The sequence below is a fragment of the Arthrobacter sp. 10L424 genome, from assembly GCF_056395325.1.
Genome location: NZ_JBFTJH010000001.1, coordinates 167,749 through 192,512 on the forward strand (window position 1 = coordinate 167,749; position 24,764 = coordinate 192,512).

At 68.1% G+C, this 24,764-nt stretch carries 17 protein-coding genes and 2 pseudogenes; 13 read left to right on the plus strand and 6 right to left on the minus strand.

All coding sequences use genetic code 11. The features are described from left to right. Positions 1 to 105: 105 nt before the first annotated feature. Positions 106 to 1,548: a MinD/ParA family ATP-binding protein gene (locus AC1DC5_RS00805; RefSeq protein WP_476863878.1), complete on the plus strand. Its 1,443-nt coding sequence runs from the start codon at positions 106 to 108 to the stop codon at positions 1,546 to 1,548. A gap of 66 nt (positions 1,549 to 1,614) precedes the next feature. Further along, positions 1,615 to 2,349 (plus strand): GAF and ANTAR domain-containing protein, encoded by a 735-nt coding sequence (locus tag AC1DC5_RS00810; RefSeq protein WP_441406690.1) that lies wholly within the window; start codon positions 1,615 to 1,617, stop codon positions 2,347 to 2,349. A gap of 671 nt (positions 2,350 to 3,020) precedes the next feature. Here AC1DC5_RS00810 and AC1DC5_RS00815 read toward each other — a convergent pair. Together AC1DC5_RS00815 and AC1DC5_RS00820 are read right to left on the minus strand one after the other, a co-directional pair. Beyond that, a pseudogene (locus tag AC1DC5_RS00815) lies at positions 3,021 to 3,635 on the minus strand (S-layer homology domain-containing protein); the annotation flags it as partial. A gap of 247 nt (positions 3,636 to 3,882) precedes the next feature. Then, the gene (locus AC1DC5_RS00820; protein WP_476863879.1) at positions 3,883 to 5,361 is read right to left on the minus strand and encodes an S-layer homology domain-containing protein; all 1,479 of its coding nucleotides are present in this window, start codon (positions 5,359 to 5,361) and stop codon (positions 3,883 to 3,885) included. Between the two features lie 340 nt (positions 5,362 to 5,701). Between AC1DC5_RS00820 and AC1DC5_RS00825 the strand changes: the two genes are divergently transcribed. The 3 genes from AC1DC5_RS00825 (at position 5,702) to AC1DC5_RS00835 (ending at position 9,531) form a co-directional block, all read left to right on the plus strand. Continuing rightward, the gene (locus AC1DC5_RS00825; protein ID WP_476863880.1) at positions 5,702 to 7,219 is read left to right on the plus strand and encodes a polysaccharide pyruvyl transferase family protein; all 1,518 of its coding nucleotides are present in this window, start codon (positions 5,702 to 5,704) and stop codon (positions 7,217 to 7,219) included. Further along, the gene (locus AC1DC5_RS00830) at positions 7,216 to 8,205 is read left to right on the plus strand and encodes a glycosyltransferase family 2 protein (protein ID WP_476863881.1); all 990 of its coding nucleotides are present in this window, start codon (positions 7,216 to 7,218) and stop codon (positions 8,203 to 8,205) included. The genes AC1DC5_RS00825 and AC1DC5_RS00830 overlap by 4 nt, the downstream gene beginning before the upstream one ends. 111 nt (positions 8,206 to 8,316) lie before the next feature. Then, a complete protein-coding gene (locus tag AC1DC5_RS00835; RefSeq protein WP_476863882.1) occupies positions 8,317 to 9,531 on the plus strand; it encodes an MFS transporter in 1,215 nt (404 codons plus the stop codon). 111 nt (positions 9,532 to 9,642) lie between these two features. Here AC1DC5_RS00835 and AC1DC5_RS00840 read toward each other — a convergent pair. After that, positions 9,643 to 10,599: pseudogene (locus AC1DC5_RS00840) on the minus strand (flavin-containing monooxygenase); the annotation flags it as partial. Between the two features lie 78 nt (positions 10,600 to 10,677). Between AC1DC5_RS00840 and AC1DC5_RS00845 the strand changes: the two are divergent. After that, entirely contained in the window at positions 10,678 to 11,292 is a 615-nt protein-coding gene (locus AC1DC5_RS00845) for a TetR/AcrR family transcriptional regulator (RefSeq protein WP_476863883.1), read from the plus strand. 87 nt (positions 11,293 to 11,379) lie between these two features. Here the strand turns inward: AC1DC5_RS00845 and AC1DC5_RS00850 are convergent, their stop codons facing one another. Beyond that, positions 11,380 to 12,612 carry an aminotransferase class I/II-fold pyridoxal phosphate-dependent enzyme gene (locus tag AC1DC5_RS00850; RefSeq protein ID WP_476863884.1) on the minus strand — a complete coding sequence of 411 codons (1,233 nt, stop codon included), beginning with the start codon at positions 12,610 to 12,612 and terminating at the stop codon, positions 11,380 to 11,382. A gap of 112 nt (positions 12,613 to 12,724) precedes the next feature. Further along, the gene (locus AC1DC5_RS00855; RefSeq protein WP_441406697.1) at positions 12,725 to 13,699 is read right to left on the minus strand and encodes a phosphatase PAP2 family protein; all 975 of its coding nucleotides are present in this window, start codon (positions 13,697 to 13,699) and stop codon (positions 12,725 to 12,727) included. A 74-nt stretch (positions 13,700 to 13,773) separates the two neighbouring features. Between AC1DC5_RS00855 and AC1DC5_RS00860 the strand changes: the two genes are divergently transcribed. The 7 genes from AC1DC5_RS00860 to menD all read left to right on the plus strand — a co-directional run bounded on the left by AC1DC5_RS00860 (position 13,774) and on the right by menD (position 23,877). Beyond that, a complete protein-coding gene (locus tag AC1DC5_RS00860; protein ID WP_476863885.1) occupies positions 13,774 to 15,114 on the plus strand; it encodes a glycoside hydrolase family 32 protein in 1,341 nt (446 codons plus the stop codon). A gap of 172 nt (positions 15,115 to 15,286) precedes the next feature. Then, positions 15,287 to 15,838 carry a DUF6993 domain-containing protein gene (locus AC1DC5_RS00865; RefSeq protein ID WP_476863886.1) on the plus strand — a complete coding sequence of 184 codons (552 nt, stop codon included), beginning with the start codon at positions 15,287 to 15,289 and terminating at the stop codon, positions 15,836 to 15,838. 14 nt (positions 15,839 to 15,852) lie between these two features. Further along, positions 15,853 to 16,662 (plus strand): class E sortase, encoded by an 810-nt coding sequence (locus tag AC1DC5_RS00870; RefSeq protein WP_476863887.1) that lies wholly within the window; start codon positions 15,853 to 15,855, stop codon positions 16,660 to 16,662. A 159-nt stretch (positions 16,663 to 16,821) separates the two neighbouring features. Then, the gene (locus AC1DC5_RS00875; protein ID WP_476863888.1) at positions 16,822 to 17,820 is read left to right on the plus strand and encodes an o-succinylbenzoate synthase; all 999 of its coding nucleotides are present in this window, start codon (positions 16,822 to 16,824) and stop codon (positions 17,818 to 17,820) included. Positions 17,821 to 17,968: 148 nt separating this feature from the next. Then, positions 17,969 to 20,083, plus strand: a complete 2,115-nt coding sequence (locus AC1DC5_RS00880) for a PhoX family protein (RefSeq protein ID WP_476863889.1) — start codon at positions 17,969 to 17,971, stop codon at positions 20,081 to 20,083. 267 nt (positions 20,084 to 20,350) lie between these two features. After that, positions 20,351 to 22,126: an arginine--tRNA ligase gene (argS, locus tag AC1DC5_RS00885; RefSeq protein ID WP_476863890.1), complete on the plus strand. Its 1,776-nt coding sequence runs from the start codon at positions 20,351 to 20,353 to the stop codon at positions 22,124 to 22,126. Continuing rightward, on the plus strand, positions 22,123 to 23,877 hold the full coding sequence (menD, locus tag AC1DC5_RS00890) for a 2-succinyl-5-enolpyruvyl-6-hydroxy-3-cyclohexene-1-carboxylic-acid synthase (RefSeq protein ID WP_476863891.1): 1,755 nt from the start codon (positions 22,123 to 22,125) through the stop codon (positions 23,875 to 23,877). Before argS ends, menD begins: the two co-directional genes overlap by 4 nt. A gap of 79 nt (positions 23,878 to 23,956) precedes the next feature. On the opposite strand, the gene AC1DC5_RS00895 is transcribed toward menD, so the two are convergent. After that, positions 23,957 to 24,760, minus strand: a complete 804-nt coding sequence (locus AC1DC5_RS00895; RefSeq protein ID WP_441406706.1) for an amino acid ABC transporter ATP-binding protein — start codon at positions 24,758 to 24,760, stop codon at positions 23,957 to 23,959. Positions 24,761 to 24,764 lie beyond the last annotated feature (4 nt).

Here is a 24,764-nt window from a genome sequence, read left to right on the forward strand (position 1 = left end):
AAGGGGACTTGGGAATGCCCCTAGAATTGCAGTTTGGACCAATTCAAACGAGCACCGCAGCCGCCTGCGCTGTGAGTCCCAGGGGGGACCAATATGCCCGATCCGGTGGACAACAACACAGCCAACGCTGCCGCTGAGGCAAAACAACCCGAACTCCGGCGCCGGCGTGACCGCCGCCGCGGCGAGGACTCCGACGCCCGGACAGGAACCATGCCGATCACAACCTCCGACGCCGTCGACAATCCGGCGGCGCGTCCCCTGCGACGCAACTCCTGGGCGGAAGCTGCCGAAGCAGCCGACGAACGAAACGCCGCCACGGGCGCCGTTCCCGTAATCCGGCAGGTCCCCGCCACGCCGGTGCCGCCTGCGGCTCCGCCCGCCTCGGCCGCCCAAGGCTTCGGCCCGGCAACTAACCTTGCCGAGCAGGCGTTCGACGAGCAGGCCTTCGATGAAGAGGCGTTCGAGGACTTTGAGGCCGAGTCGCCTGCCTTCGAAGCGGCCGCGCCCCTGTCCCGGCGTTCGGCCGTGCCGGCGGCGCCGGAAAGCGCCCCCGCCGTACCCGCGCCGCCGGCCCGGGCCACCCGCTCCGCCAGCCGGGCTGCAGCGCTGACCTCCCCGGCCCCCGATTTCATCAGCTCCCCTGGCCTCTTTGTCCGCGAGCAGAAGCCCCGGCCGGTCGGCGGCCTCCGCGGCGCCCTCTATTCCCTGACCGGCGGCGGACTGAACCTGGGCCCGAGCGCCCGGCAGCGCGAAGAGGACGAACTGGCACGGCGCATCTCCCGCCAACTCCAGGGCAGCTACAACACCGCCGTCCTGAGCCTCAAGGGCGGGATCGGCAAGACGTCCACAACGGTCGGCGTCGGGCTGACCCTCGCCGAGTTCCGCGGTGACCCGCCGTGCGCCATCGACGCGAACCCGGACTCCGGCGACCTCGTTGAGCGTGCCCTCGGCGAGGGTATCTACCAGCAGCAGACGCCCCGCACCATCACCGACCTGCTGAAGAACATCGAATCGATCGATTCCCTCACCGCCCTGGCCCGGTACATGCACCACGCCGGGCGGCTGCACCTGATCGCCGGGGAACAGGATCCCGAGGTCTCCGACTCCCTGACCGCAGAGGAATACCTGCGGATCCGCAAACTCATCTCCGCCTACTATTCTGTGGCGCTGACCGACTGCGGCACCGGCGTCACGCACAACGCCATGAGCGGCATCCTGCAGTCCGCGGACAACCTGATCATCGCGGCGGGCTATGCGGTCAGCGGCGCCAAGCGCGCCCGCAGCACCCTCCACTGGCTGGCCGGCCACGGGTACGAGGAACTCGCCCGGAACGCCATCGTGGTCATCACGGACAAGGACGAGGTTTCCTCACGCGTGGACAAGGACGCGATCGAGGACCACCTGTCCGGCATCTGCCGCCAGCTGATCGCCGTGCCGCACGACCGCGGCGTGGCCGACGGCGACCTGGTCACCCTGGACGTGCTCCGCCCGGAAACCCGGCGCGCCTACCGCGAGATCGCCGCCGCGATCGTCGACGGCTACGTCTAGGCGCGTGGGCCCGTGGCGCAGCCGGCGGAAGTTGTGCCCGGCCGGGGTCCGACCTACATTTTAGGAATGACCAACAACGCCGGGGACGACGCCGCACTGCAACTGCAGGACCTCCTCATGGACACCGGGAACGTCGAGGACTTCCTCGGCCGCCTCGCTGAATTCTCTGCGGCCACGCTCAGTCACGCCGCCGGCGCCGAGATCGAATGCGGCGTGACGTTGCAGCGCCGGAAGAAGACCGCCACCGTGGCCGGGAGCAGCCCCCGGGCTGTGACCCTGGACCGCATCGAGCAAAGCCTAGGCGACGGCCCGTGCATCGAAGCCCTCCGGACGCGGTCCGTGGTGCTGCTGGCCGACGTCGACACCGACCCGCGCTGGCCTACCTACCAGCTGCAGCTCGCGGCGCAAGGCTGCCGCAGCACCCTCGGCGTACCACTGGAAATCGGCCAGGACGCAGTGGCTGCCCTGAACTTCTTTGGCCCCGCCACCGGAGTCTTCACCGAGGACATCATTGCCAAGGCATCCGGCTTTGCCGACCTCGCCGGCCGTTCCCTCCGCCTGGCCGTCCGCATCGGCACCGCGCAGTCCCGCGCCGAGGACCTCCAGGCTGCCATGGAACACCGCACCGCGATCGATCTGGCCTGCGGCGTCGTAATGGCCCAGAACCGCTGCTCCCAGGAGGAAGCCATGAGCATCCTCACCCGGGTTTCCAGCAACCGGAACCAGAAGCTCCGCGACGTCGCCGCCGAGGTCCTCCGCAACCTCACCGCGGGGGAAGTCCGCACGCACTTCGACGCCTGACCGCCCCGGCTTGCGGGCACTGTCCGTCCCTAGGGCCCGACGGCGTATTGGGCCCGTGCACGGTTGCCAGCCGCCGACAGAGCCCGGCAACGATAGAAGCCGGCCCAGCTCGGTGAGCTGGTCCGGCTTCTATCAGCTTGCTTGGTTCGTGAGGGCGTGCCGTATTTGGTGTTCCAGCGGTACATGAACGCTGCCATTGCATCCCGGTTTACGGACATGGTCGGGCCGGGGAAGCGTCCGGCTGGACGGAACCGGGCGGGTCGATGTCTTTCCGGCCCTTGACCCCGGTCAACCGGGATGCCATGGCGGCCTTCATGTACAGGTTGGCAGGCTAGCCTGCATTTACGCCGCCGACTCCGTATGTCGATGTGGCGACCGACAACCTTTTCTATAAGAAAATCACCTGGTCCGCCAGCAAGGGGATCTCCACCGGTCGGCCCGAGGACCGCACCTTCCGTCCGCTTCAGCCCGTGAACCGCGACGCCTTGGCCGCCTTCCTCTGCCGCCTCGCAGGCAAACCGGACTCACAGCCTCGCCAGCATTCCAGGACATGGCGGGCAAAAATCAATTCTTCACGGAGGTCGGCTGGCTGGCGGCCGAAGAAAACAGCACAGGCTGGGATGAAGGTTACGCGTTGCCGTGGGGACTGGACAGCCCACTCTGCACTTGTTCTAGATCCAGGCGGATTTGGCATCAAACCGGTACATGAAGGCGGCCATGGCATCGCGGTTCACGGGTTGGACCGGTCGGAAGGTCTTCGTTCCGTCCGCTTCGGTCCAGCCGGTGGAGATGCCCTGGGCGGCCAGCCACGTGATCTCGTGGTAGTAGACGTTGTCTTTGGATACGTCAGCGAAGGGCGAAACTGCAGGCGGGTTGAAAGCGGGCCTGCCTGCAAGTCGGTACATGAAAGCGGCCATCGCATCCCGGTTAACCGGCTGGCCTGGGCGGTAAGACCTGGTGCCGCTGCCTTCATCCCATCCGGTGGAAATGTTCCGGGCGGTGATCCAGATGATTTCCTTGAAGAACATGTCGGTGGGCGCCACATCGACGAGCGGCGAGACGGGTGGGGGCGAGAAATCCGGTTTGCCTTCGAGGCGGTGCATGAAGGCCGCCATGGCGTCTCGGTTGACCGGGCTCAGCGGCCGGAAGGTGCTGGTGCCGTCCGGCTCGGCCCAGCCCGTGCTGATGCCCCTGCCCGCAAGCCACTGGATCTCGGCTGCAAAGGGGGACCCGGGGTGGACATCGGCGAACGACGGCGAGGAAGCTTCGGCCTGCTGTATGGTTCCGCGGAGATCCGGCCACCGCTGGCTTGCCTCCGCGGCAGGCAGACGTTGGCCGGAAGTGGGGGTCACGGCAGCGCTGGCCGCCGGCGCAACCGTGACGGACAACAGCAAGCCCAAAGCCAAAGCCGCGATTGCCGGCGTCAGGTTTCCTGGCAATGTCTTATTGTTCATTGGTCCCACTAAATCCTGCGGTTGATGTGCTGTTGAGGAAGTGCCGAATCTGGGCCTGTTACCGGAACCAACGACTCACTTATGGGTGGCCCGGGAGGGTCTCGCAGGCGATCCTGTCCTTATTGGCGTCCAGTTTCGCCACGTCCCCGTAGTACGGATAGTAGGTGTTGAACCAGTTCTGCGCATCTCGCCACGTGGCAAAGCTTCCGCAGTTAACGGCGTCACCGGGGTTGGCCGGAATGACCGGTCCCGGGGGCGGCGTCGGCGTGGGAGTAGGCGTTGGCTCCGGAGCAGGCGGCTTGGGGGCAGGTGGCAGTGCGACGGGCACCGTCTGGTTGGTGGGAGCCAGCTGTCCGGCACAGTTACTGAGGATCCCCGCCATGGCGTCGTGTTCGGCCTGGGTGATCCAGAGCGCATAAGTTGCCTTGACGGAAACCTGCCGGGCGACGTACTCGCAGCGGTAGGAGGTGTTCGGCGGCAGCCAAGTCGCGGCGTCGCCGTCGCCTTTTTGCTGGTTGGTGGGTCCGTCGGTGGCCTGTAGGTTCAACGCGTCGTTGGCAAACTGCAGACGCTGTTCGTAGCTGAGCTGCTGCGCTCCCTTCTGCCAGGAATCCGAGAGGGCTACGACATGGTCGATCTGCACTGCCGAGCTCGTGGTGGTGCCGCGGACAAAGTCGAGCCCCGTGCCCGTGTACGGGTCCTCCAGGTGCCCGTATTCCACGATGCAGCCGTTGTCGCCGCGGAAGGTCAACTGCAGGCGGAGGATGTCATTGCGGGTGTCGCAGCCGTTGCGGTCGACGTCGAACCACGCCGGGCCATACTGTTCGCGGTCATACCCGGTCTTCGGCGCCCGGCCCTTGATGGGCAGGGTGGCCAGTATGTCCAGGGCTGTGGAGCCAAAGGAGGGTTGGTTGTTCGGCGGCAGCTTGATCTTGAACCGGTACATAAACGCCGCCATCGCGTCACGATTCACCGGCTGCAGGGGACGGTAGGTACGGTCCTCGGACCATCCGGTGGAAATGCCCTTGTCCGCAAGCCAGCTCATCTCGCTGTAGAACTGCGTGTTCACCCCGATGTCCCCGAACGGGGAAGAAGCAGGGGCGGTGAAGGCCGGCTTGACCGCGAACCGGTACAGGAAGGCTGCCATCGCATCCCGGTTCACCGGCTGCAGCGGACGGTAGGACCTGTCCCAGTAGCCCGTGGTGATACCCCGGGACGCCAGCCAAGTGATTTCCTTGTAGAACTGCGTCGCCGGGGTCACATCCGTAAATGGGGATTCTGGCGGTGGTGTGTAATCGGGGGAACCAGCCAGCCGGTACAGGAACGCGGCCATCGCGTCGCGGTTCACCGCCTGGACGGGTCGGAACGTCTGGTCGAAGTATCCTGTCGAGATCCGTTCGGCCGCCAGCCAGCTGATCTCGTTGTAGAACTGGTTTGACGGGTCGACGTCGATGAACGCGGTACCTTCCAGCCCGGATGACACCAGGGTCGGTGCGTACGCTGACGCTGCCGCCGGGTTGTACGCGACGGGCAGGCAGCCGACAGCAATTGCCGCCAACGTTGCGGCGATGCGTCGTTTCAGGCCCTTCGGTGGATTAGCAGGTGGAGTGACACCACGACGCGGAGCAATATTCAAAATTTCCCCCAACAGTCCGTCCAGAGGAACGGGAAGCCATCAAAAGATGCCGAGTATGCGGCAGCTCACCAGATTATGCCACTACTTTTCTTCAACGAGTCCAGTCGGCGCGGAACGAGTGATTGTTCATTGCGTAGTCCGAATCGCCGCAGATTCCAGGGACCATCGTGCGCGCCGGACAGGGCACGGGGCGGCGTTCAGCTGCCGGTTGACCTTGGAAGGCGGATTCGTTGCCACAAGTCCCATACGGCAGAATTGGGGCATGCGAATTGCTCTATTGGGGGATGTCGGACAGCCGGTTTACCACGTCGGCGACGAGGCCATGGCCCACGCCTGCGTGGACGAGCTTGGGGCTCGAGGGCACGAGGACGTCTTATTGCTGACCCGAAATGTGGAGGAAACCCGCCGCCTCTTCAGGAAAGCCGCAGCGCCCACCCTGCAGTTTCCGTGGCCGCCCGAGGAACGTGCCGAGTACCTGGACCTGGTCATCCGGGCAGCGCATGGGGACACTGATGCTTTGCCGCCGGAGGACCAAGTATGGGACCTGATCACTGCCATGCGGACCTGTGATGCTCTGCTGATCGCCGGCGGCGGCAACATGAATTCGACGTACGGCTGGCTGCTCTACGAACGCGCCGCCGTCGCTGGGATCGCGCGTGCGCTGGGACTGCCTGTGGCCATCGCGGGTCAGACGTTTGGTCCTGTCCTCTACGGCCGGGACCGCGATGTCGCCAAGGACCTGATAGGCCGGGCAGCGCTGGTCGGCGCCCGGGAGTCCTACACACTGTCCTTGGCGCGCCATCTGGCAGAGGCCGGGCAGAACAAGGTGGCATCTTGCTTGGATGATGCGACGTTCTATGCGGGGAGGGCCGCCGCCAAGGTGAAGAGCGTCGACGTCGGCGATTCCCTAGCACCCGCAGGCCCGTACATCGCGGCCACGTTCTCGGGTGGTCACGGCCCCGCGGACCGGGAAGCCTACATCAAGGCGGTTGCCGCCGCCTTGGATCAGGCGGCGCTGGCTACCGGATGCGCCGTCGTACTGCTGGCGCACATGAGCACCCCTGGCCTGGGCGACGGAGACGAAGGGGTGCATTCCGAAATAGCAGCGGCCATGACTGTTCCGGTGGTGGCGCCGCCGATTCTGTCAGCCGAGGACACAGCCGCCCTAACCGCCGGCGCTTCCATGGTCATCACCTCGCGCTACCATCCGGTGGTCTTCGCCCTCGACGCGGGTCTTCCTGTGGTGGCGCTGGCCTGCGAGGACTACAGCCACGCCCGTCTGAACGGGGCACTGCAGAACTGGGGGCTAGGCCCGCTGGCCCTCACACTTCCATCGCTTTTCGACGGCACTTTCAGCTCGGCGGTTGAGGAAGTCTGGAAGCGCCGCAGCGACGTCGCGGCCCATTTGGCAGCGATCCGGACCGTCAAGGCTGAGGAATTCGCCCTTTGGTGGGACAGGGTCACTGCGGCACTCGCGGGCGCCGACGGGCTGGCTGGCATCGACGCCAACATCGAGCCTGGTTCTCACGCGACGGACCTGTCTTTCCAGGGAACTTGGGTCAAGCGCGCAGCCCTCAGCAAAGCCTTCTTCCTGCCCCTGTCCGCTGAAACGGCGGAGCTCCGAGTCGAACGGGAACACCTTGCCGGCCGGCTGGGTGCCGCGACGCGGGACGCGGAAGTGGCCAGGGAGCAGCTACAACGCTGGCTCGACTCGAGGAGCTTCGCGCTCATCCGCAAACTTGCACCGATCCGGACTCTCGTGGGGAAACTAATCAAATGACGAGTGAATCACTGCCTTCAGTCGCGATCATCATGCGGACCAAGAACCGGGCTGTGCTGCTTGAGCGCGCCGTTCGTGACGTCCTGGCGCAGACCTTCAAAGACTGGATTCTGGTGGTTGTCAACGACGGCGGAAATACCTCCGAGGTCGACCCCGTGATCGAACGGCACCGGCATGAACTCGACGGCCGGGTCCGGATCCTCACCCATCAAATCAGCCTCGGAATGGAAGCGGCCTCGAACGCTGGTATAGCGGCAAGCGAATCCGAGTTAATCGCAATCCACGACGACGACGACACCTGGCATCCGGACTTCCTGAAGCGAACCGTCGACCATCTCCGCGCGGCCGATGATGCTGGTGTGGGTGTGCGGACCGAAATCGTCTTCGAGCGGCTGGGGAACGGCCGAATCGAGGAGGTAAGCCGAGAAATATTTGAACCCAATGTCCACGCAATTACCCTTTCCGATACTCTCCGGTCCAACCGGTGTGTACCGATCTCGCTGCTGTACCGCCGTTCAGTCCACGACTCCGTGGGCTACTACGACGAGGCGCTGGAGGCCGTGGGCGACTGGGAGTTCCAGCTCCGGATGCTGCAGGGCCATCACCTCGGATTCATCGACGGGGCGCCCCTTGCTTTCTGGCACCAGCGCAGGGAAGCCACCGGCGACCTCGGCAACAGCGTCATCGTCGCCGACTCTGCACACCAGACGTTCGATCGCGCCGTGCGGGAAAAATACCTGCGGAAGTATGTTTCGGAGGTCGGTCTGGGCGGCATGCTGTACCTCACGAAGCACCAGGACGCGGAGATAGGCCACTTCCACCACCGCCAGACGTACTCCGAAGGTCTCCTCCGGGAGCTTGTCGAGAGCTCCGCCCGCACCGAGGAGCGGCTCAAGTCCCTCGAGGAGGCCATCAACGACGCCAGCCTGGTCAGCCTACTGCGCCGGCGGTACCGCCGAGTAAAAGACCGCCTGCGTAAACGGTAGTCGCGGGAGAACTTTACTGGGGACCTGCCAGGCTATGTCGAGTGCACCGGAAAGGTCGGCCGCGCCACGGTCGGCCGGAGGGTGCGGTAAATCAGGCCTAGGATGAGGGGGATGACCACCACCAGCCACGCGCCCTTCAGCCTCCGCAGCATCGCCGTCCCCGCCTTCGGCCCGGCACTGCTGTTCAGCCTCGGCGAAGGTGCCATCCTGCCCGTGGTGGCACTCTCCGCCCGCGACCTCGGCGCCTCGGTGGCCGTCGCCGCACTGATCGTCACGATGATCGGGCTCGGTTCGTGGTTCTTCAACCTGCCGGCCTCTCTCATCACGCTGAAGTTCGGCGAACGCTGGGCCATGGTCGGTGCGGCCGCCGCGAGCACCCTCGCCCTGGCCGCCGCCGCACTGTCCCCGCTGCTGCCCGAGGGGATCTGGCTACTGGCCGCGGCCATGGTGGTTGTCGGCATGGCAGCGAGCGTCTTCAGCCTGGCCCGGCAGAAGTACCTGACCGAGGCCGTGCCGGTGATGATCAGGGCTCGTGCCCTGTCCACGCTCGGCGGCGTCAACCGGATCGGCATCTTCATCGGCCCCTTCATCGGCGCTGCGGTGATGCAGTTCTCCGGCATCACCGGCGCCTACTGGGTGGGCGTCGTCGCCATGGCCGCGGCTGCTGTCCTGTCGGTCACCATCCCGGACCTCGTGGCCAAGCCCGCGGCGGACGACGGCGTCGCTGTCCAGCAGGCAACGCTGCGCAGCGTCGCCGTCTCCCACGCCGGGGTCTTCCTTACCGTGGGGATGGGAGTGCTGCTGCTCAGTGCGCTGCGGGCCTCCCGGCAGGTGGTGATCCCGCTCTGGGCCGAGCACCTCGGGATGGACGCGACGCAGGCGTCGCTGATCTACGGACTCTCCGGCGCCATCGACATGCTGGTCTTCTATCCGGCCGGAAAGCTGATGGACCGCAAGGGCCGGCAATGGGTGGCCATCCCGTCCACGCTCATCATGGGTACAGCCTTGCTGCTGATCCCGCTCAGCGCCGGATTCACGGGCCTGCTGCTCGCCGCGCTTCTGATCGGCTTCGGCAACGGCATCAGCTCGGGCCTGAACATGACGCTGGGCGCCGACTTCTCGCCCGACAACGGCCGCGGCCAGTTCCTGGGCATCTGGCGGTTCATGGCCGACGCCGGGGCCACCGGCGGACCGGTGCTGCTCTCAGCTGTGACCGCCGTCGTCTCGCTCGGCGCCGGAGTGGCCGCCACCGGAGTGCTGGGCTTCGCGGCTGCCGCGGTCTTCGCCGTCACCATCCCCCGGCTGAAGCACCGGCGCAACTACTGAGGGATCCGGCAGGCGCTTTTCTAGCTGCCGGACGACGTACGCCGCGTCCCGGTCCACCCCGCCGACCAGGCCCGAGGTGAGGGCGTACTGGAATGGTAGGCCGACGAAGTACAGCCCCGGAATCCCCGGGACGGCTCCCCGTTCGGTGTGCGGCCAGCCCGACGGCGACCGTTCCAGCCCGTCGATCCAATCCAGGCCGGGGCTGTAGCCCGTTGCCCAGATGACCGTCCGCACGACGGCGGACCCTCCTCCGTCAAAGCGGGGCTGGCCGTCCGTGGTGCCGGTCATCCGCGGCACCCGGACCACTCCGGCGCCGTCGAGGTCCTTGAGGGAGATCCGGATCAACGGTGCCCCGCGCTGGTGGAAGTTCGCCGCAGCCTTGCGCCCGATCGGTGTGCCCAGCGTCAGCACCGAGTGGATGAACCGCCAATACGCCGCGCCTGCGTAGCGGAGCAGGGGGTCGGGGACGTGCAGGGTTGGACGGCCTGAGAGCAGCACCCTGTGGCTGCCGGACAGCTCCAAGGCAATTTCCGCGCCCGACGTTCCGGCACCCACCACCAGCACGTCACCTTCCGGGATGTCGGCGGGCGTGCGGTATTGCGAGCTGTGGAGCTGTTGGATGGAGGAGTCCAGCCCGGTGGCGGGGTGCGGAATGCGGGGGAGCACGTTTGCCCCGGCCGCCACGATGACATTGCGCGCCCGCACCGTGCCGCCCGGGGTTGCGACGGCGAACCCTGCGCCCGCCGGCCGGACGCCCTCCACCCGAACCCCGGTCCGCACCGGCAGGCCGAAATGCGCAGCGTAGCCCTCAAGGTAGTCTGCGAACTCGTCCTTGCCCGGGAATGTGTTCCGCGGCGCCGGGAAGGGCAGCCCGGGGAGTCCGTCGTGCTGGGCCGGGGTGAACAGTCGCAGGGAATCCCAGCGGCGGCGCCAGGTCTCGCCGAGCCGCGTGTCGCCCTCCAGGATCTCGAACCGGAGTTTCGTCCGGGCGAGGTGATAACCCGCGGCCAGGCCTGCCTGGCCCGCCCCGATCACCACGGCATCAAGCGGCTGACTGTTCTGATCCATGGCCGGCTCCTAGCTGGGAGAACCTTCTTCGTATCAATTAGAATACCGTTCTAGTGACTAGAGCGATAGTCTAATGTTATGGAAAAGACGACGAGGCGGTCGATCCAGGCGGCCGGGACCCGGGACGCCATCGTCGAGGCGGCCGGCCGGCTGTTCGCTGCTGACGGGTACGTCCGCACCACTATCGACGGGATCGCCGCCGAGAGCGGCGTGGCCGTCCAGACCGTGTACAACTCCGTGGGCAACAAGGCCGCCCTGCTCTCCGCCGTGCTGGACAGCGCGGCGGCGGGGCCGGGAGCGCAGGCCGGGGTGCTGGACTTCATGCGGGAGCGCACGCGGCAGGCCGCCGACTTTCAAGCCCTGGTCGATGTCCTGGCGGAATGGTTTGTCGAGGTCCATCCGCGCACGGCCGGGATCAACGCTGTCATCGCCCAGGCCGCGGCTGTAGATGACTCGGCGGCGCAGCTGGAGAGGGACCGCGGGCAGCAGCGGCTCCGGCGCTATGGGGAGGCCGCCGCGGCGGCCCGGACGCTCGGCGGCCTGAGTTCCGGGATGTCCGATGCCGAGGCGGCCGCCGCCATCTGGTCGCTGGGACACCCGCAGGTCTACCGGGCACTGGTCCGGGACGCCGGTTGGACCCTGCCGGCCTACCGGGCGTGGATCGCCAAGGCGCTGGTTGCCGCGCTCGCCTAAGCCGCTGGTTCACGTCCGGCTGCCGCCCGCCCATCCAACCTGTAGCAGGGGCTGTATCTCAGCGCTGATGACGGCCGCAGCTGCCGGCTAAGTGGCCACGGCGCCGCCCGAGCGCTGGATCGCCGCAGCAAAGACCGGCAGGGCGCGCTGGATCATGTCCTCGGAGGCCGTGAGTGAAATCCGGAAATAGCCCGGCGTCTCGAAAAGCGTTCCCGGCAACACAAACACGTCCTGGTCCGCGAGGGCGGCGGTGAACTGCTCGTCGTCGTCGGCGGGAGTGCGGACGAAGAGATAAAAGGCACCTTCCGGCCGCGATACCTGATACCCCGCAGCGGTCAGCGCCGCCACCATCAGATCGCGTTTGCGCTGCAGCTGCCCGACGTCGATCGCGAACTCTTCCAGCCGCGGCAGGGCGTACTGCATCAGGGCATTCGGGTAGATCCAGCCCATCGCCATCTGCAGGGCAGTGAGCGCCTCACGCAGCGGCCCGCGGTCCGGCATGGTGGGCGGCAGCGCCAGGTAGCCGATCCGCTGCCCGGGCGCCAGATGCGTCTTGCCATAGGAGTAGGCCAGCAGCGTGTACGGATAGTATTCGGCGGGACTGTGGAACCGGGCGCCGTCGTAGACAATCCGGTTGTAGGGCTCGTCGGAGAGCAGGTAGACCCGCCGCCCGTTGCTGCGCGAGGCCCCTTCCAGCATGTCGGCCAGATCCTGCAGGAGCGAGGGCGGGTAGATCCGGCCGGTCGGGTTGTTGGGCGTGTTCACGATCACCACGCGGGTGCGCGGCGTGATGGCGGCCCCCAGCGCCGCCAGGTCGACGTCGAACGTCTCGGGGTCGCAGCGGATCTTGACCGGCACCAGCCCGGCCTCGATCGTGAGCGGTTCGTAGAAGAACCAGGGCGGCAGGGTGAAGATGACCTCGTCACCGGGGTCAGCGACGGCCTTCAGCGCCAGCGGAATCGCGGTGAATCCTCCCGTGGTGAGGTGGATGTCCGCAGGCTCGAAGGGCAGCCCCAGGAGGCGCTGCAGGGAGGCCGCGGCGGCGGCCTGTGCCGCCGGCTCGTTCGTCTTGTAGGCAAACCACCGCTCGTTCCGTGGCGTCAGCGAGTCCGCCAAGGCTTCGACATAGGCGGCTTGCGGCATCTCGTGCGGGTTGCCGAGGGCGAAGTCACAGATCCCCGGTTCGTGCTGGCGCCGGGTGTAGACGGAGTCCCGGAGGAAGGTGTTGATCCGCTGTTGCGACGGGACGGACGCGAGGGTGGCGGCGCGCCGTGAAACGCCTGGTGAAGCGTTCCGTGAAACCGGAGAATCAGTGCTCATAAAAGTCCCTCGCGACGTGGAAGCTTTACCCTTGGTCGGCCCAGTGAGCTCCTGAGCCAGTGGCTGTGCGGGACTAATTCTGGCCCCCGGCGGGCCGGATGTAAACGGCAGGTCAGCGGCGGGGCGTGGGCCGCCGTCGTGCCGCATGCCCGAACAGCCACACGCCGGTGACCGTGGCGAGGTAGCCCGCGATAACGATCAGCGCGGTTCCGGCCCAGAAGTAGTGCGTGGTGTTGTTCTCCAGACCGGTTCCTGCGGCGACGCTCAGCAGGGAAAAGGCGGCAACCGCGGCCGCGACGAGACCCGCCATGGCAGGAAGCGCCAGCCACAGCCGCGAGGATGCCCAGTGCTGTCCGTAGCCGTCCCAGACGTTCCAGTCCGGCCCCTTGCGAATGATCAGCCAGCCCGCCGGGAGCATAAAAACCGCCACCACCAGGAAGGCCGCGACGACGTCGGCGGGCCGGTGCCACTGGTTGATCAGCGTGGAGACGCCGGTGGCGACGGCGAAGCTGCCGCCCAGGAAACCAACGAGGGGCCGCCAGCGCGGGGAGACCATCAGGAACACTGCGGCCGCGGCGGACGCGGCCAGGGTGGTGTGCCCGGAAGGCAGCGAGTTCAGTTCCAGGGTTTCGACCCCGCGGTAGGGCCGGACGGGAACGATGTCTTTCAGGATTTGGGTGGCCACGTTGGCGCCCACGCAGGCCGCCACAGCAATCCCGGCGGCCGCCCAGCGCCGCCGCATCACGGTCACGAAGAGAACCACCACCGTGGCGATCAGCAGGGACAGCGCGGGCAGCCAGTCGAGGAGCTGGTTCGCGGCCTTGCCGGCGGTGCCGTGGATCTCCACCGCCTCCACGAGGGCTGATTCGTCGATGAACTGGCCGGTGGTGGTGCGGACGAAGAAATAGTACGTCGCGGCGAGCGCGGCCATGCTGCCGAGGGTGGCCAGCAGGAACAGGAAGCCGGATCCCCGTCCGGGAATGCCGGCCGCGCGGTTCGCGGCGGGGCCGTTAAGGGCAGGCTTGGACGGCGGCTGCGGGTAGCCCGACGCCGTGTGCCTGCTGGTGTGATCCTGCCGAAAACTCATCCGTATCAGGTTCCCACACAACTCTGCGAAATTTCTGAGGGTGCCCGCCGTGGGGCGCGGGTAGTGTTTTGGCCATGGACACCGCGGCGCAGCATCCGGACCCGGCCTTTCCCCAGTTCCATCCGAGGCCCGCGCGGGGCTGGATCAACGATCCCAACGGCCTGGGCTACGCGGACGGCCGCTTTCACGTGTTCTTCCAGTACAACCCGGATTCGGCACGGCATCAGGGCATTTGCTGGGGACACCTGAGTTCCCCGGACCTGGTCCACTGGGACGAGGAACCGGTGGCGCTCCGGCCCCAGCCCGGCGGACCGGACGCGCTCGGCTGCTGGTCGGGCGTCGTGACGGACGACGGCGGCGTCCCCACCGCCGCGTATTCCGGGGTCGACGCAGTGGGCGGCCATGCCCGCGTGGTCCTGGCCCGGGCGGACAAGGGCCTGCGTACCTGGACCCAGGAGGGCCACATTGCCGCGGAGATACCCCCGGACCCGCAGGTCACCGCCGTCCGCGACCCCTTTCTCTTCATCTTCCAGGGCCGCCGCTTCGCGCTCCAGGGTGCCGGGCTGGCCTCCGGCCACGCGGCCGTGTTGCTGTACACCGTCGACGACCTCCGCCACTGGAGGTACGAGGGGATCTGGGTCAGCACCGAGGACCCGCTCGCTGCGAGGCACCTGCCCGCGGAGATCTGGGAGTGCCCGCAGCTGGTCCGGGTCCCGGATTCGTCCGGGGCGGACACCTGGCTCCTGATGGCCTCGCTGTGGCTCGGGACCGACCACCACGACCACCCCAACGGCGTCGGCTACCTCCTGGGCTCGCTCGCCCCGGACGCCGCCGGGCTGCCGGTGTTCAGTCCGGCGTCGGGCGGGAAGGCCGACCTGGGCCGGGAGTTCTACGCCCCGCAGATTCTCGCACTACCGGAACGGGCGCTGCTGTGGGGGTGGTCCGGCGAGGCGGAAGACCGTGAGGGACGTCCCGGGCGCAGCCAGGGAGAAATCGACGACGCCGGCTGGGCAGGGGTCCTGACTTTCCCCCGCCAGCTCTCCGTTCACGGCGGGGTCCTCGCCGTCGAACCCGCGACCGAGCTCCGTGCCTACCGTGGCGCACGCCTCCACCGCGGTGCCGCGGGCACCCTGAGGCTGCCGGCCGGGGCGGAGGTCCGGGTGGTCGGGGGAGAGGGTGCCATCCGGCTGGTCCTCGCGTCGGCAGGGCAGCGGCGGACCATTCTCGCGGACACGGTCGCCGGCGGCGACGAACTCAGGATCTTCGTTGATGCCTCGATGGTGGAGGTCTACCGCCACGGTTCGGTGCCCACCACCGTGCGTGCCTACCCCGGCCCCGGTGAGGAGTGGCAGCTGGAACTGCCGCACGGCGCCGCAGCGGACGTCTGGGAACTGAGGCGCCCGGCGCGTCCCTAGCGCCCGGCACATGCCCCTCCCTTGCCGCCACGAGCGGACATCGTGCCAATATGTCCACTCCTGGACGCGCCCACTGGTCATGTCCTCCGCGTCCGCCGGGCGGGGGTGGGACATGTCCGTCCCCGGGGCCCGGGAGCCGGAGCGGCGGCCACTCTATGAAAGGATGATTCCGATGACTTCCCGCGACCAGGCACCCCTCCGCCGCCGCGGCCTCGGGTCCATCGGCAGCCGGTTCAGTGGCGGCGTGCACGTGGGCCTGGCAGCAGCGTTCCTGCCCTTGGCGGTCGGGATGGCGGCGTGTTCGGCCCCCGCCCCCACGGTCACCTCCGGATCAACCGTGTCCGCCGGCTCGGTGAGCGCCTCTCCGGCACGTGCATCAGATGTTCCTTCCGTTTCCTCTTCCGCCGCGGGACCTTCCGAGACCCCGGCCCCGTCCGGCGTGTCCGCGGTCGTCGAGGCGGCGCTGCGCACGTTGGTGGCGTCCTCGCCGCAACCGAGTACAGCACAGGTCCGGGAGAGCCTGTCCGCGGCCGGATTCGCCCCGGCCGCCGTCGAGGTTTCGGCGTCCCGGACCCCCACCGGACTGGCCGCGGACGCCGTCGACGTCGGAGTCCTGGGCGAGAACGAATGTGTGATGGCGCAGATCCGGTCCGGAACAGTGCAATCGTCAGTCTTGCCGGTTCTTCCGAATGGGCGATGCTTCATCGGCAGCGTCCAGCGGTAGTCAAAAGGAGTGGCATGTCGAACCTACTGAATCGCGGCGCCGAAGTTGCGCGAGAAACGCACCGCCCCCGCCGGCGTCGTTCCCTGCTGGCCGTCCAGATCATGGGCGAACTGCTGATAACACTCGGCGTGATTGCGGCTCTCTTCGTCGCCTGGCAATTGTGGTGGACAAACGTTGAGGCGGACGCGGCGCAGGGGGCGGCCGTGAAGCAGTTCGTCCAGGAGTACCAGGTGCCCGTTCCGGGCGATCCCGCCGGCACCCTGCCGGGGAAGACGGATCCTGCTGACCCTGCGGATTCCGGGGCCGTGCCGGTCGGCAGCGCACCCCGTCACGGGCAGGCGATCGGCGTGGTCTATGTGCCCCGCTTCGGGGCCGAGTACAGCCGGCCGGTCATCGAGGGCACCAGCAGCGACGTCATCGACACCCTGGGGCTGGGCCGCTACGCGGGAACGGCCATGCCCGGAGCCGTCGGGAACTTTGCGATGGCAGGACACCGCCAGACGCACGGCGCAGTCCTGGACAACATCCACACACTGGTGCCGGGGGACAAGATCTACGTCCAGACCGCCGACGGGTTCTACACCTACGTCTTCCGGAACCAGGAGATCGTCCTCCCGGACCGGACGGATGTGATCTTGCCGGTGCCGGCGCAACCCGGCGTCCAGCCGGATCAACGACTATTGACCATGACAAGCTGCAATCCGCGCTTTGGGTCGGAGGAGCGCATCATCGCCTACTCGGTATTCGATTCATGGCAGCCGCTCAACGCCGGACCTCCGGCGGCCATCGCCAAGCAGCTCGCTGCGCTGCAGGGGAAAGGGTAGACCATGTACGCGTGGCTTTTTCGGCAACTTCCCGGGCCTTTTTGGCTGCGGATCCTTCTGTCGGCGGCTATCCTGGCGGGCGCTCTGTTCGTGCTGTTCGAGGTCGTTTTTCCCTTGACGGCCGACCTGACACACCTTACCGATTCGACGGTCGGCTAGATGGTGCAGCTCCCTGGACTGGATGAGCTCCTCGACGTTGCCCGGGTGGTGAGCCTGCCGATGCGGGTGAGGTTCCGGGGCATCACCCAGCGCGAAGCCCTGCTCCTCCCCGGACCGCAGGGCTGGGGCGAGTTCTGCCCCTTCCCGGAGTACGGCGATGTCGAAGCCGCCCGCTGGCTCGCCGCAGCCGTCGAAGCCGGGTGGCAGGGCTTCCCGGCCCCGCTGCGTACGGTGATTCCCGTCAATGCCACGGTCCCCGCAGTCGCTGCGGGCCGGGTGCCGGAAATCCTGGCCCGCTTCGGGCGGGTGGACGCCGTCAAGATCAAAGTCGCCGAGCCGGGCCAGTCGCTCGAGGACGACGCGGCGCGGGTTGCCGCGGTCCGCGAAGCGCTCCCCGACGCCGCGATCCGGGTCGACGCGAACGGTGGCTGGGACGTGCCGACCGCCGTTGCGGCACTGACGCGGCTGGCCGGCGTCGGGCTGGAGTACGCGGAGCAGCCGGTCCCGGACATCGCCGGCCTCGCCGAGGTCCGCCGCCGGCTGCGCGCCGCCGGGGTCCCGGTGCTGATCGCCGCGGACGAGAGCGTGCGCAAGGAGGACGACCCGCTCAAGGTGGCCCGCGCCGGTGCGGCGGACCTGATCGTCGTGAAGGTGGCCCCTTTGGGAGGAGTGCGGCGCGCCCTCGACATCGTGGCGCAGGCCGGGCTCCCTGCCGTCGTCAGCTCGGCGCTGGACACGTCCGTGGGGATCCGCGCCGGGCTGGCGCTCGCTGCGGCCCTGCCCGAACTTCCGTACGCCTGCGGGCTGGGGACCGTCTCCCTGCTCGGCGCCGACGTGACCCGGGATTCCCTGGTCCCCGACGACGGCGCCATCCGCCTCCGCGAGGTCGCCGCCGATCCGGGGCTGCTGTCCCGCTACGCCGCGTCCCCGGAACGCAGGGACTGGTGGCTGGACCGGCTGCGCCGCGTCCATGCGGTGCTGGCCGCCCCGTCCCGTTAGGACGCTCCCTCACCTCCGGCGGGCGTGGGCACGACGCTCCCTCAGTTCTGGCGGCGAATTCACCGCAACTTTACCCAGGCGACCCCTGCGCGTACCCCGGGGCTGGAACGGTGGGGAGGCCCGCAACCACCCCGTGGAAGGTCTCTCCATGTCTGTCTCCTCCGGACGCAAATTTTCCCTGCTGCCCATGCTTGGCCACACCAAAGGCAAGCGCAGCCCCGTCACCTGCGCGCTGAAGTGCGACAACGCCTGCTCGGGCGAGGTCTGCAACACCAGTTCGAACAGCTACTTCCGCGACATCGCCTCGGCCACGATGTCCCGCCGCACGGCCCTGGGCTTCGGTGCCGCCGGCGCGCTCGCCGTCGCGTTCGGGGGAGCCCTCACCTCGCCCGGGACTGCGGTGGCCGACGGCGGAACGGGCCTTTCCGCGGCAGCCAAGAACGGCTACGGCCCGTCCAAGCTCCGGTTCGACGCCATTGCGCCCGTGGACGCCGCCGTCGACGCTTTCACCGTTCCGGAAGGCTTCACCTGGCAGCCGTTGATCCGCTGGGGTGATCCGATCTTTGACGAAGCCCCGGACTTCGACCTCAACAACCAGAGCGCGGCAGCCCAGGCTCGGCAGTTCGGCTACAACAACGACTACACGGACATCCTCGAACTCCCCGGCAGCAAGGGCCGGCGTGCCGTGCTGTTCGCCAACCACGAATACACGAACGAGACCATCATGTTCCCCGCCTCGCTGGCCGCCGCTGACGTCCGGGCGATCGGCGCCGCGGCCCACGGGCTCTCCGTCGTTGAGCTGGAGCGCAAAAACAAGAACAAGCCCTGGAGCTACGTCAAGGGTGCAAAGCTCAACCGGCGCTACCTGAACACCACGGCATACCAGCTCACCGGCCCGGTGGCGGGCTCTCCGCTGGTCCGCACCGCGGCCGACCCGACCGGCCGCACCATCCTCGGAACCCTGGGAAACTGCGCCGGCGGCACCACCCCCTGGGGCACCATCCTCTCCGGCGAAGAGAACTTCAACGGGTACTTCGTCTCGCCCGGCACCTCCGCCGAAGACAAGCGCTACGGGCTCACCAACAAGCCCACGGCCCGCCGGTGGGAACTCGACGACCCGCGCTTCGACACCCGCAACCCCGACTTCGCCAACGAAGCCAACCGCTTCGGCTGGATCGTGGAGGTAGACCCGTTCGATCCGACGTCGACGCCGAAGAAGCACTCCTCCCTGGGCCGGTTCAAGCACGAGGGCGCCAACGTGATCGTGGCCGAATCCGGCCACGTGGTGGCCTATTCGGGCGACGACGAGCGGTTCGACTACCTCTACAAGTTCGTCTCCGCCGGCAAGTACCGCGAAGGCGACCGCAAGCACAACATGACGCTGCTCTCCGCCGGCGACCTTTACGTTGCCAGGTTTACGGGCAACTCCCCGGTTGCCGAGATCACCGGGACGGGTGCAGTGCCGGCCGACGGCGGCTTCGACGGCACGGGCGAGTGGCTGCCGCTCGTGGTCGGCGGGGAATCCAAGGTGGCCGGGATGTCCGTCGAGGAAGTGCTCGTGTACACCCGCGTGGCTGCCGACAAGGCCGGCAGGGTGGATGCGCTGGGCAACAAGCTGGGCCCCACGAAGATGGACCGTTGCGAGGACGTCGAGCCCAGCCTGCACACCGGGAAGGTCTACGTCGCCTGCACCAACAACTCGGACCGTGGCAAGGCCGGCAAGGAAGGCGCCACCGAAATCAACCCCCGCAACGAAAACCGCGACGGCCACGTCGTGGAAATCACCGAGACCGGCGACCAGACCTCCACCAAGTTCACCTGGAACCTGCTGATGGTCTGCGGCGATCCCGCCTCCGGAGACGTGACCTACTTCTCCGGCTTCCCGGCGGACAAAGTCTCGCCCATCTCCTGCCCGGACAACCTCGCGTTCGACTCGGTGGGCAACCTCTGGATCTCCACCGACGGCGCCCCCTCCGGCATCGGCAAGGCCGACGGACTGTTCAAGGTCACCCTCGACGGCGCCGAGCGGGGACGTGTGGAGCAGTTCCTCGCCGTCCCGCGCGACGGCGAAACCTGCGGACCGATCATCCACGACCAGGAACGCACGGTGTTCGTCTCCGTGCAGCACCCGGGCGAGGACGGCACCTTTGAGGCCCCGCTGTCCTACTTCCCTGACTACGTTCCGGCCGGGACGACGCCGGCACGGGGCCAGGCACGCGCCCCGCGCCCCGCGGTCGTCCAGGTCTTCCGCAAGGACGGCTAGCTCCTTACGGACGCTCCCGCACGTTTGGCGGGATCGGGACCGGCGCTCCCTCACTTCTGACGGGCTGTTGGTTGACGCTCCCGCACGTTGGGCGGGGTCGGGACCGGCGCTCCCTCACTTCCTCTGCTCGACGGACAGGAAGTGAGGGAGCGTTCCTTTTGTGGCGGCCAGATCTGCGGGGGCGTTCCGGATTTGTCCGCCGGATGTGAGGGAGCGTCTGGGCGGGGCGGAACTGATAATTTGAACAGTGTGAATAATCCGGCCGAAATGGTTGTCCCCAGAGTCCAGGCAGCAATTGCCAGCGCGTTCGGCGAAGAGTACCGCGGGACGGATCCCGTGGTCCGGCCATCGCAGTTCGCCGACATCCAGATCAACGCCGCCATGGCACTGGCCAAGAAGGTCGGCATGCCGCCGCGGGACGCCGCCGCCAGGATTGTCGATGCCCTCGACCTGGACGGGATCTGCACCGCCGTCGAAATCTCCGGACCCGGCTTCATCAACCTGACCTTCGACGGGACCTGGATCGAAGAGCTGCTCAACGCCGAGTCTCCCGGCGCCCCGGCCGCGGCGGACGCCCAGCGCGTCGTCGTCGACTATTCCTCCCCGAACGTCGCGAAGGAAATGCACGTCGGCCACCTGCGCACCACTGTGGTGGGTGACAGCCTTGTGAAGGTTTTTGAGGCGCTGGGGGACACCGTGATCCGGCAGAACCACATCGGCGACTGGGGCACGCCGTTTGGCATGCTGATCGAGCACTGGCTGGAGATCGGCGAGGACTCCCCGGAGGCCGCGCTGCTGGTCGATGATCCCAGCGCGTTCTACCAGGCGGCCCGGGCCAAGTTCGACGCCTCCGCCACCGATGAGGACGGGTTCGCCACACGCGCGCGGCTCCGGGTGGTGGCGCTGCAGGGCGGCGACGCGGAAACCTTCGCCGTCTGGCAGCGGCTCGTGGCCCAGTCCAAACGCTACTTCAACGCCATCTACTCGATGCTGGGCATCAGCCTCACCGACGACCACATCGCCGGCGAAAGCTCCTACGACGCCCACCTGGCACAGCTGTGCCACGAACTCGAGGAACGCGGCATCGCCCGGATCAGCGACGGCGCCCTGTGCACTTTTCCGGCCGGCTTCACCGGCCGCGACGGCCAGCCGATGCCGCTCATCATCCGCAAGTCCGACGGCGGCTACGGTTACGGAACAACGGACCTCGCCACCATCCGCTACCGGGTCCGCGAGCTCGAGGCCAACCGCGTCCTGTATGTGGTGGGCGCCCCGCAGAACATGCACCTGCGCATGGTCATGGCCACAGCCCGCGACGCCGGCTGGCTGCCGGACACGGTGGAGGCCGTGCACGTGCAGATCGGCAACGTGCTGGGTGAGGACGGGAAGATCCTGAAGTCCCGCTCCGGTGCCCCGGTCAAGCTGATGGCCCTGCTGGAGGAAGCCGTGGACCGCGCCCGCGCCGTCATCGACGCCAGCCGGCCCGAACTCACCGGGGAGGAACGCGCTGCGACCGCCCGGCAGGTGGGCATCGGTGCCGTGAAATACGCCGACCTCTCCGTGGGGCACGACACCGAATACGTCTTCGACTTCGACCGGATGCTGGCCCTGAGCGGCAACACCGGCCCCTACGTGCAGTACGCCGCCGCGAGGATCCGTTCGATCCTCCGCAAGGCCGGCGTGCTGGAGGAGCACACCGCCGGGACCGAAGGCGCGGGGACCGGGACGGCCGGAACCGACAGCGACGGCGGCACGCCGGCGACGGTGATCGCCGTCGTCGAACCTGCCGAACGCGCCGTGGCCCTGCACCTCCTGGAGTACGGCGCCACGCTGCACAAGGTCCGCGAGGCGCTGGAGCCGCACCGGCTGTGCACGTACCTGTTCGAACTCGCCCAGCTCTTCACGTCCTTCTACGACCAGTGCCCCGTGCTGAAATCCGACGATTCGGTCCGGGAGTCGCGGCTGGCCCTCTGTGCCCTGGTCCTGCGCCGGCTGTCCGAAGGCCTGGACCTGCTCGGCATCGAGACCCCGGAGAACATGTGAGCCCGGGGCACGGCGAAGGCGGGGATGCCCCGGGCGCGGGGGAGCTGAGCGCGGTTGATGCCGCGCGGATCGCGGTCGCCGCCCTGCTGCTCGAGGGTGTGCGCTATGTGGTGGTGGCGCCCGGTTCGCGTTCGGCGCCGATGGCTTACGCGCTGGCCGAGGCCGACGCCGCCGGCCGGGTCGAGCTGCTGGTGCGGATCGACGAGCGTGACGCCGGCTTCACGGCCCTGGGCCTGGCACTGGCCACGGGGGCGCCCGCGGCGGTGCTCACCACGTCCGGGACCGCCGTCGGGAATCTCCTGCCGGCGGTGATGGAGGCCAACCACGCAGCTGTCCCGCTCGTCGTGATCTCGGCCGACCGTCCCGTCGAACTCCGCGGGACGGGCGCCAACCAGACCACGGTGCAGCTGGATCTCTTCGGTGAGCATGTCCGCTTCGCGGCTGATGTGCCTGCCGGCAGCGACCCGCGGCGCGCGGTCGAGACCGCCTTGAGCGCCGCCACTGGCGCCTTCGAGGACACCCCGCCCGGGCCGGTGCAGCTCAACCTGGCCTTCCGTGACCCGCTCGTTCCCGCGCCCGGCGACCGGCTGCCGCCCGAGTCCGGCCGCCGAGTGTACCGCGTGCCCCGCGGTCCGCTGGCCCTCGATTTCCCGCCCGCCTCGGCCGGCCTGCCGGAACGGCGCACCGTGGTGCTGGCAGGGCACGACGCCGGTCCGGTGGCCGAAGCCTTCGCCCGGGCCCACGGGCTGCCGCTGCTTGCCGAGCCGTCCTCCAACGCGCGGTTCGGGCCGAACGCGGTGGGACCGTACCGGATTGTCCTGGATGCGTTCGGCCCGGACTCCGCGCAGCCGATCGAGCGCGTGGTGCTCTTCGGCCGGCCCACCCTTTCCCGGCCGGTGAGCGCCCTGCTGGCCCGCGCCGACGTCCCGTCCGCCCTGTACCAGCCGGTGCCAGTGGCCTGGTACGAGCCGGGCCGCCGCACCGAGCTCCCGCTCGACAACCTGGCGGACCTGGCCGACTTCTCCGGCCGCGGTTCCGCGGCGTGGCTCGATGCCTGGCTCCTGGCCGGAGCCGCCGCGCAGCACGCCGTCGACGTGGCGTTGGCCGGAACGGCGCTCTCCGGTTCCGCGGAGGTCTCGGGGCCCGCCGTCGGCGCCCTGGTCTGGGAACATACGCGCGGACAGCTCGTGCTCGGCTCCTCCAACGGCATCCGCGACGTGGACCTCGCCGGCGCGCCCGCCGCGGAGCCGGCCGCCGTCGTGTTCGCCAACCGGGGCCTCTCCGGCATAGACGGGACGCTGGCCACGGCCACGGGCATTGCCTTGGGCGGCCGGCAGGAAACCACCGTGCTGCTGGGCGACGTCACCTTCCTGCACGACGCCGGCGGGCTGCTGCTCGGCGCAGGGGAAGAGGAGCCCAACCTGCGGATGGTGGTCCTCAACGACGCCGGCGGGGCCATCTTCGGGCTGCTGGAGCACGGTGCTGTCGAGGCCGCGGGCCGCTACGGAACCGCCGTCGAACGCCTCTTCGGCACCCCGCACAGCGTGAACCTTGCGGCCCTCGCGGCGGCCTACGGTGTGGCGCACCGCCCGGTCAGCACGACGGCGGAGCTCGCAGAGGCGCTGGCGGAACCGTGGGAGGGCCGCAGCATCATCGAGGTGCGGACGGACCGGCGCGGGCTGCGCGAACTGCACGTGCGCATCAGGGCCGCCGTAGGCGCGGCGGTGGCCGGAGTCCTCGCCGCGCAGTAGGTGACCGGGAATCCGCTACGAAAACGGACAGCCGCCACGTGGATCCACGTACCGGCTGTCCGAAATCGGCGCGAAAGGATTACTCCGCGATGTCGATGTGCGTCGGGTCGAGGACACGGCGCAGGAATTCCTTGGTGCGGGCATGGGTGGGGGCGCTGATGACCCGCTCGGCCACGCCTTCCTCCACCACAACGCCGCCGTCCATGAACACCACGCGGTCGGCCACTTCGCGGGCGAAGCCCATCTCGTGGGTCACCACAAGCATGGTCATACCCTCCTTGGCCAGGTTGCGCATGACGGCCAGGACATCGCCTACGGTCTCCGGGTCCAGGGCCGAGGTGGGCTCATCGAACAGCATCAGCTCGGGGTCCATGCTCAGCGCGCGGGCAATGGCCACACGCTGCTGCTGGCCGCCGGAGAGCTGGTCCGGGAAACGGTCGGCGAGGTGCCCGAGGCCCACACGCTCCAGGTTCTTCATGGCCACGGCCGCGGCATCCTCCTGGCTGCGCTTGAGCACCTTGGTCTGGGCGATGGTGCAGTTCTTCAGCGCGCTCAGGTGCGGGAAGAGGTTGAACTGCTGGAAGACCATGCCCACTTTGCGGCGCATCTTGTCGATGTCCACATCCAGGTCGGTTGCCTCGAAGCCGCCGACGTGGACGCTGCCCTCGTTCGGCTGCTCCAGCAGGTTGACGCAGCGGAGCAGGGTGGACTTGCCGGAGCCGGACGGGCCGATCAGGCAGACAACCTCGCCGGGCTTCACCTCGAGGCTGATGCCCTTGAGCACCTCGTTGGATCCATAGGACTTGCGGAGGTCCGTGATGGACACGCCAGCGGCCTTGACGGCCCCGCTGCGGTCATTCGCGTTGTGTACGACGTCGTTCATGACT

Excerpts from the sequence above, each read along its gene's own strand:
- AC1DC5_RS00810 (WP_441406690.1), top strand. The coding sequence starts at position 1,615 with ATGACCAACAACGCCGGGGACGACGCCGCACTGCAACTGCAGGACCTC.
- AC1DC5_RS00825 (WP_476863880.1), top strand. The coding sequence starts at position 5,702 with ATGCGAATTGCTCTATTGGGGGATGTCGGACAGCCGGTTTACCACGTC.
- AC1DC5_RS00830 (WP_476863881.1), top strand. The coding sequence starts at position 7,216 with ATGACGAGTGAATCACTGCCTTCAGTCGCGATCATCATGCGGACCAAG.
- AC1DC5_RS00835 (WP_476863882.1), top strand. The coding sequence starts at position 8,317 with ATGACCACCACCAGCCACGCGCCCTTCAGCCTCCGCAGCATCGCCGTC.
- AC1DC5_RS00845 (WP_476863883.1), top strand. The coding sequence starts at position 10,678 with ATGGAAAAGACGACGAGGCGGTCGATCCAGGCGGCCGGGACCCGGGAC.
- AC1DC5_RS00850 (WP_476863884.1), bottom strand. The coding sequence starts at position 12,612 with ATGAGCACTGATTCTCCGGTTTCACGGAACGCTTCACCAGGCGTTTCA.
- AC1DC5_RS00855 (WP_441406697.1), bottom strand. The coding sequence starts at position 13,699 with ATGAGTTTTCGGCAGGATCACACCAGCAGGCACACGGCGTCGGGCTAC.
- AC1DC5_RS00860 (WP_476863885.1), top strand. The coding sequence starts at position 13,774 with ATGGACACCGCGGCGCAGCATCCGGACCCGGCCTTTCCCCAGTTCCAT.
- AC1DC5_RS00865 (WP_476863886.1), top strand. The coding sequence starts at position 15,287 with ATGACTTCCCGCGACCAGGCACCCCTCCGCCGCCGCGGCCTCGGGTCC.
- AC1DC5_RS00870 (WP_476863887.1), top strand. The coding sequence starts at position 15,853 with ATGTCGAACCTACTGAATCGCGGCGCCGAAGTTGCGCGAGAAACGCAC.
- AC1DC5_RS00875 (WP_476863888.1), top strand. The coding sequence starts at position 16,822 with ATGGTGCAGCTCCCTGGACTGGATGAGCTCCTCGACGTTGCCCGGGTG.
- AC1DC5_RS00880 (WP_476863889.1), top strand. The coding sequence starts at position 17,969 with ATGTCTGTCTCCTCCGGACGCAAATTTTCCCTGCTGCCCATGCTTGGC.
- argS (WP_476863890.1), top strand. The coding sequence starts at position 20,351 with ATGGTTGTCCCCAGAGTCCAGGCAGCAATTGCCAGCGCGTTCGGCGAA.
- AC1DC5_RS00895 (WP_441406706.1), bottom strand. The coding sequence starts at position 24,760 with ATGAACGACGTCGTACACAACGCGAATGACCGCAGCGGGGCCGTCAAG.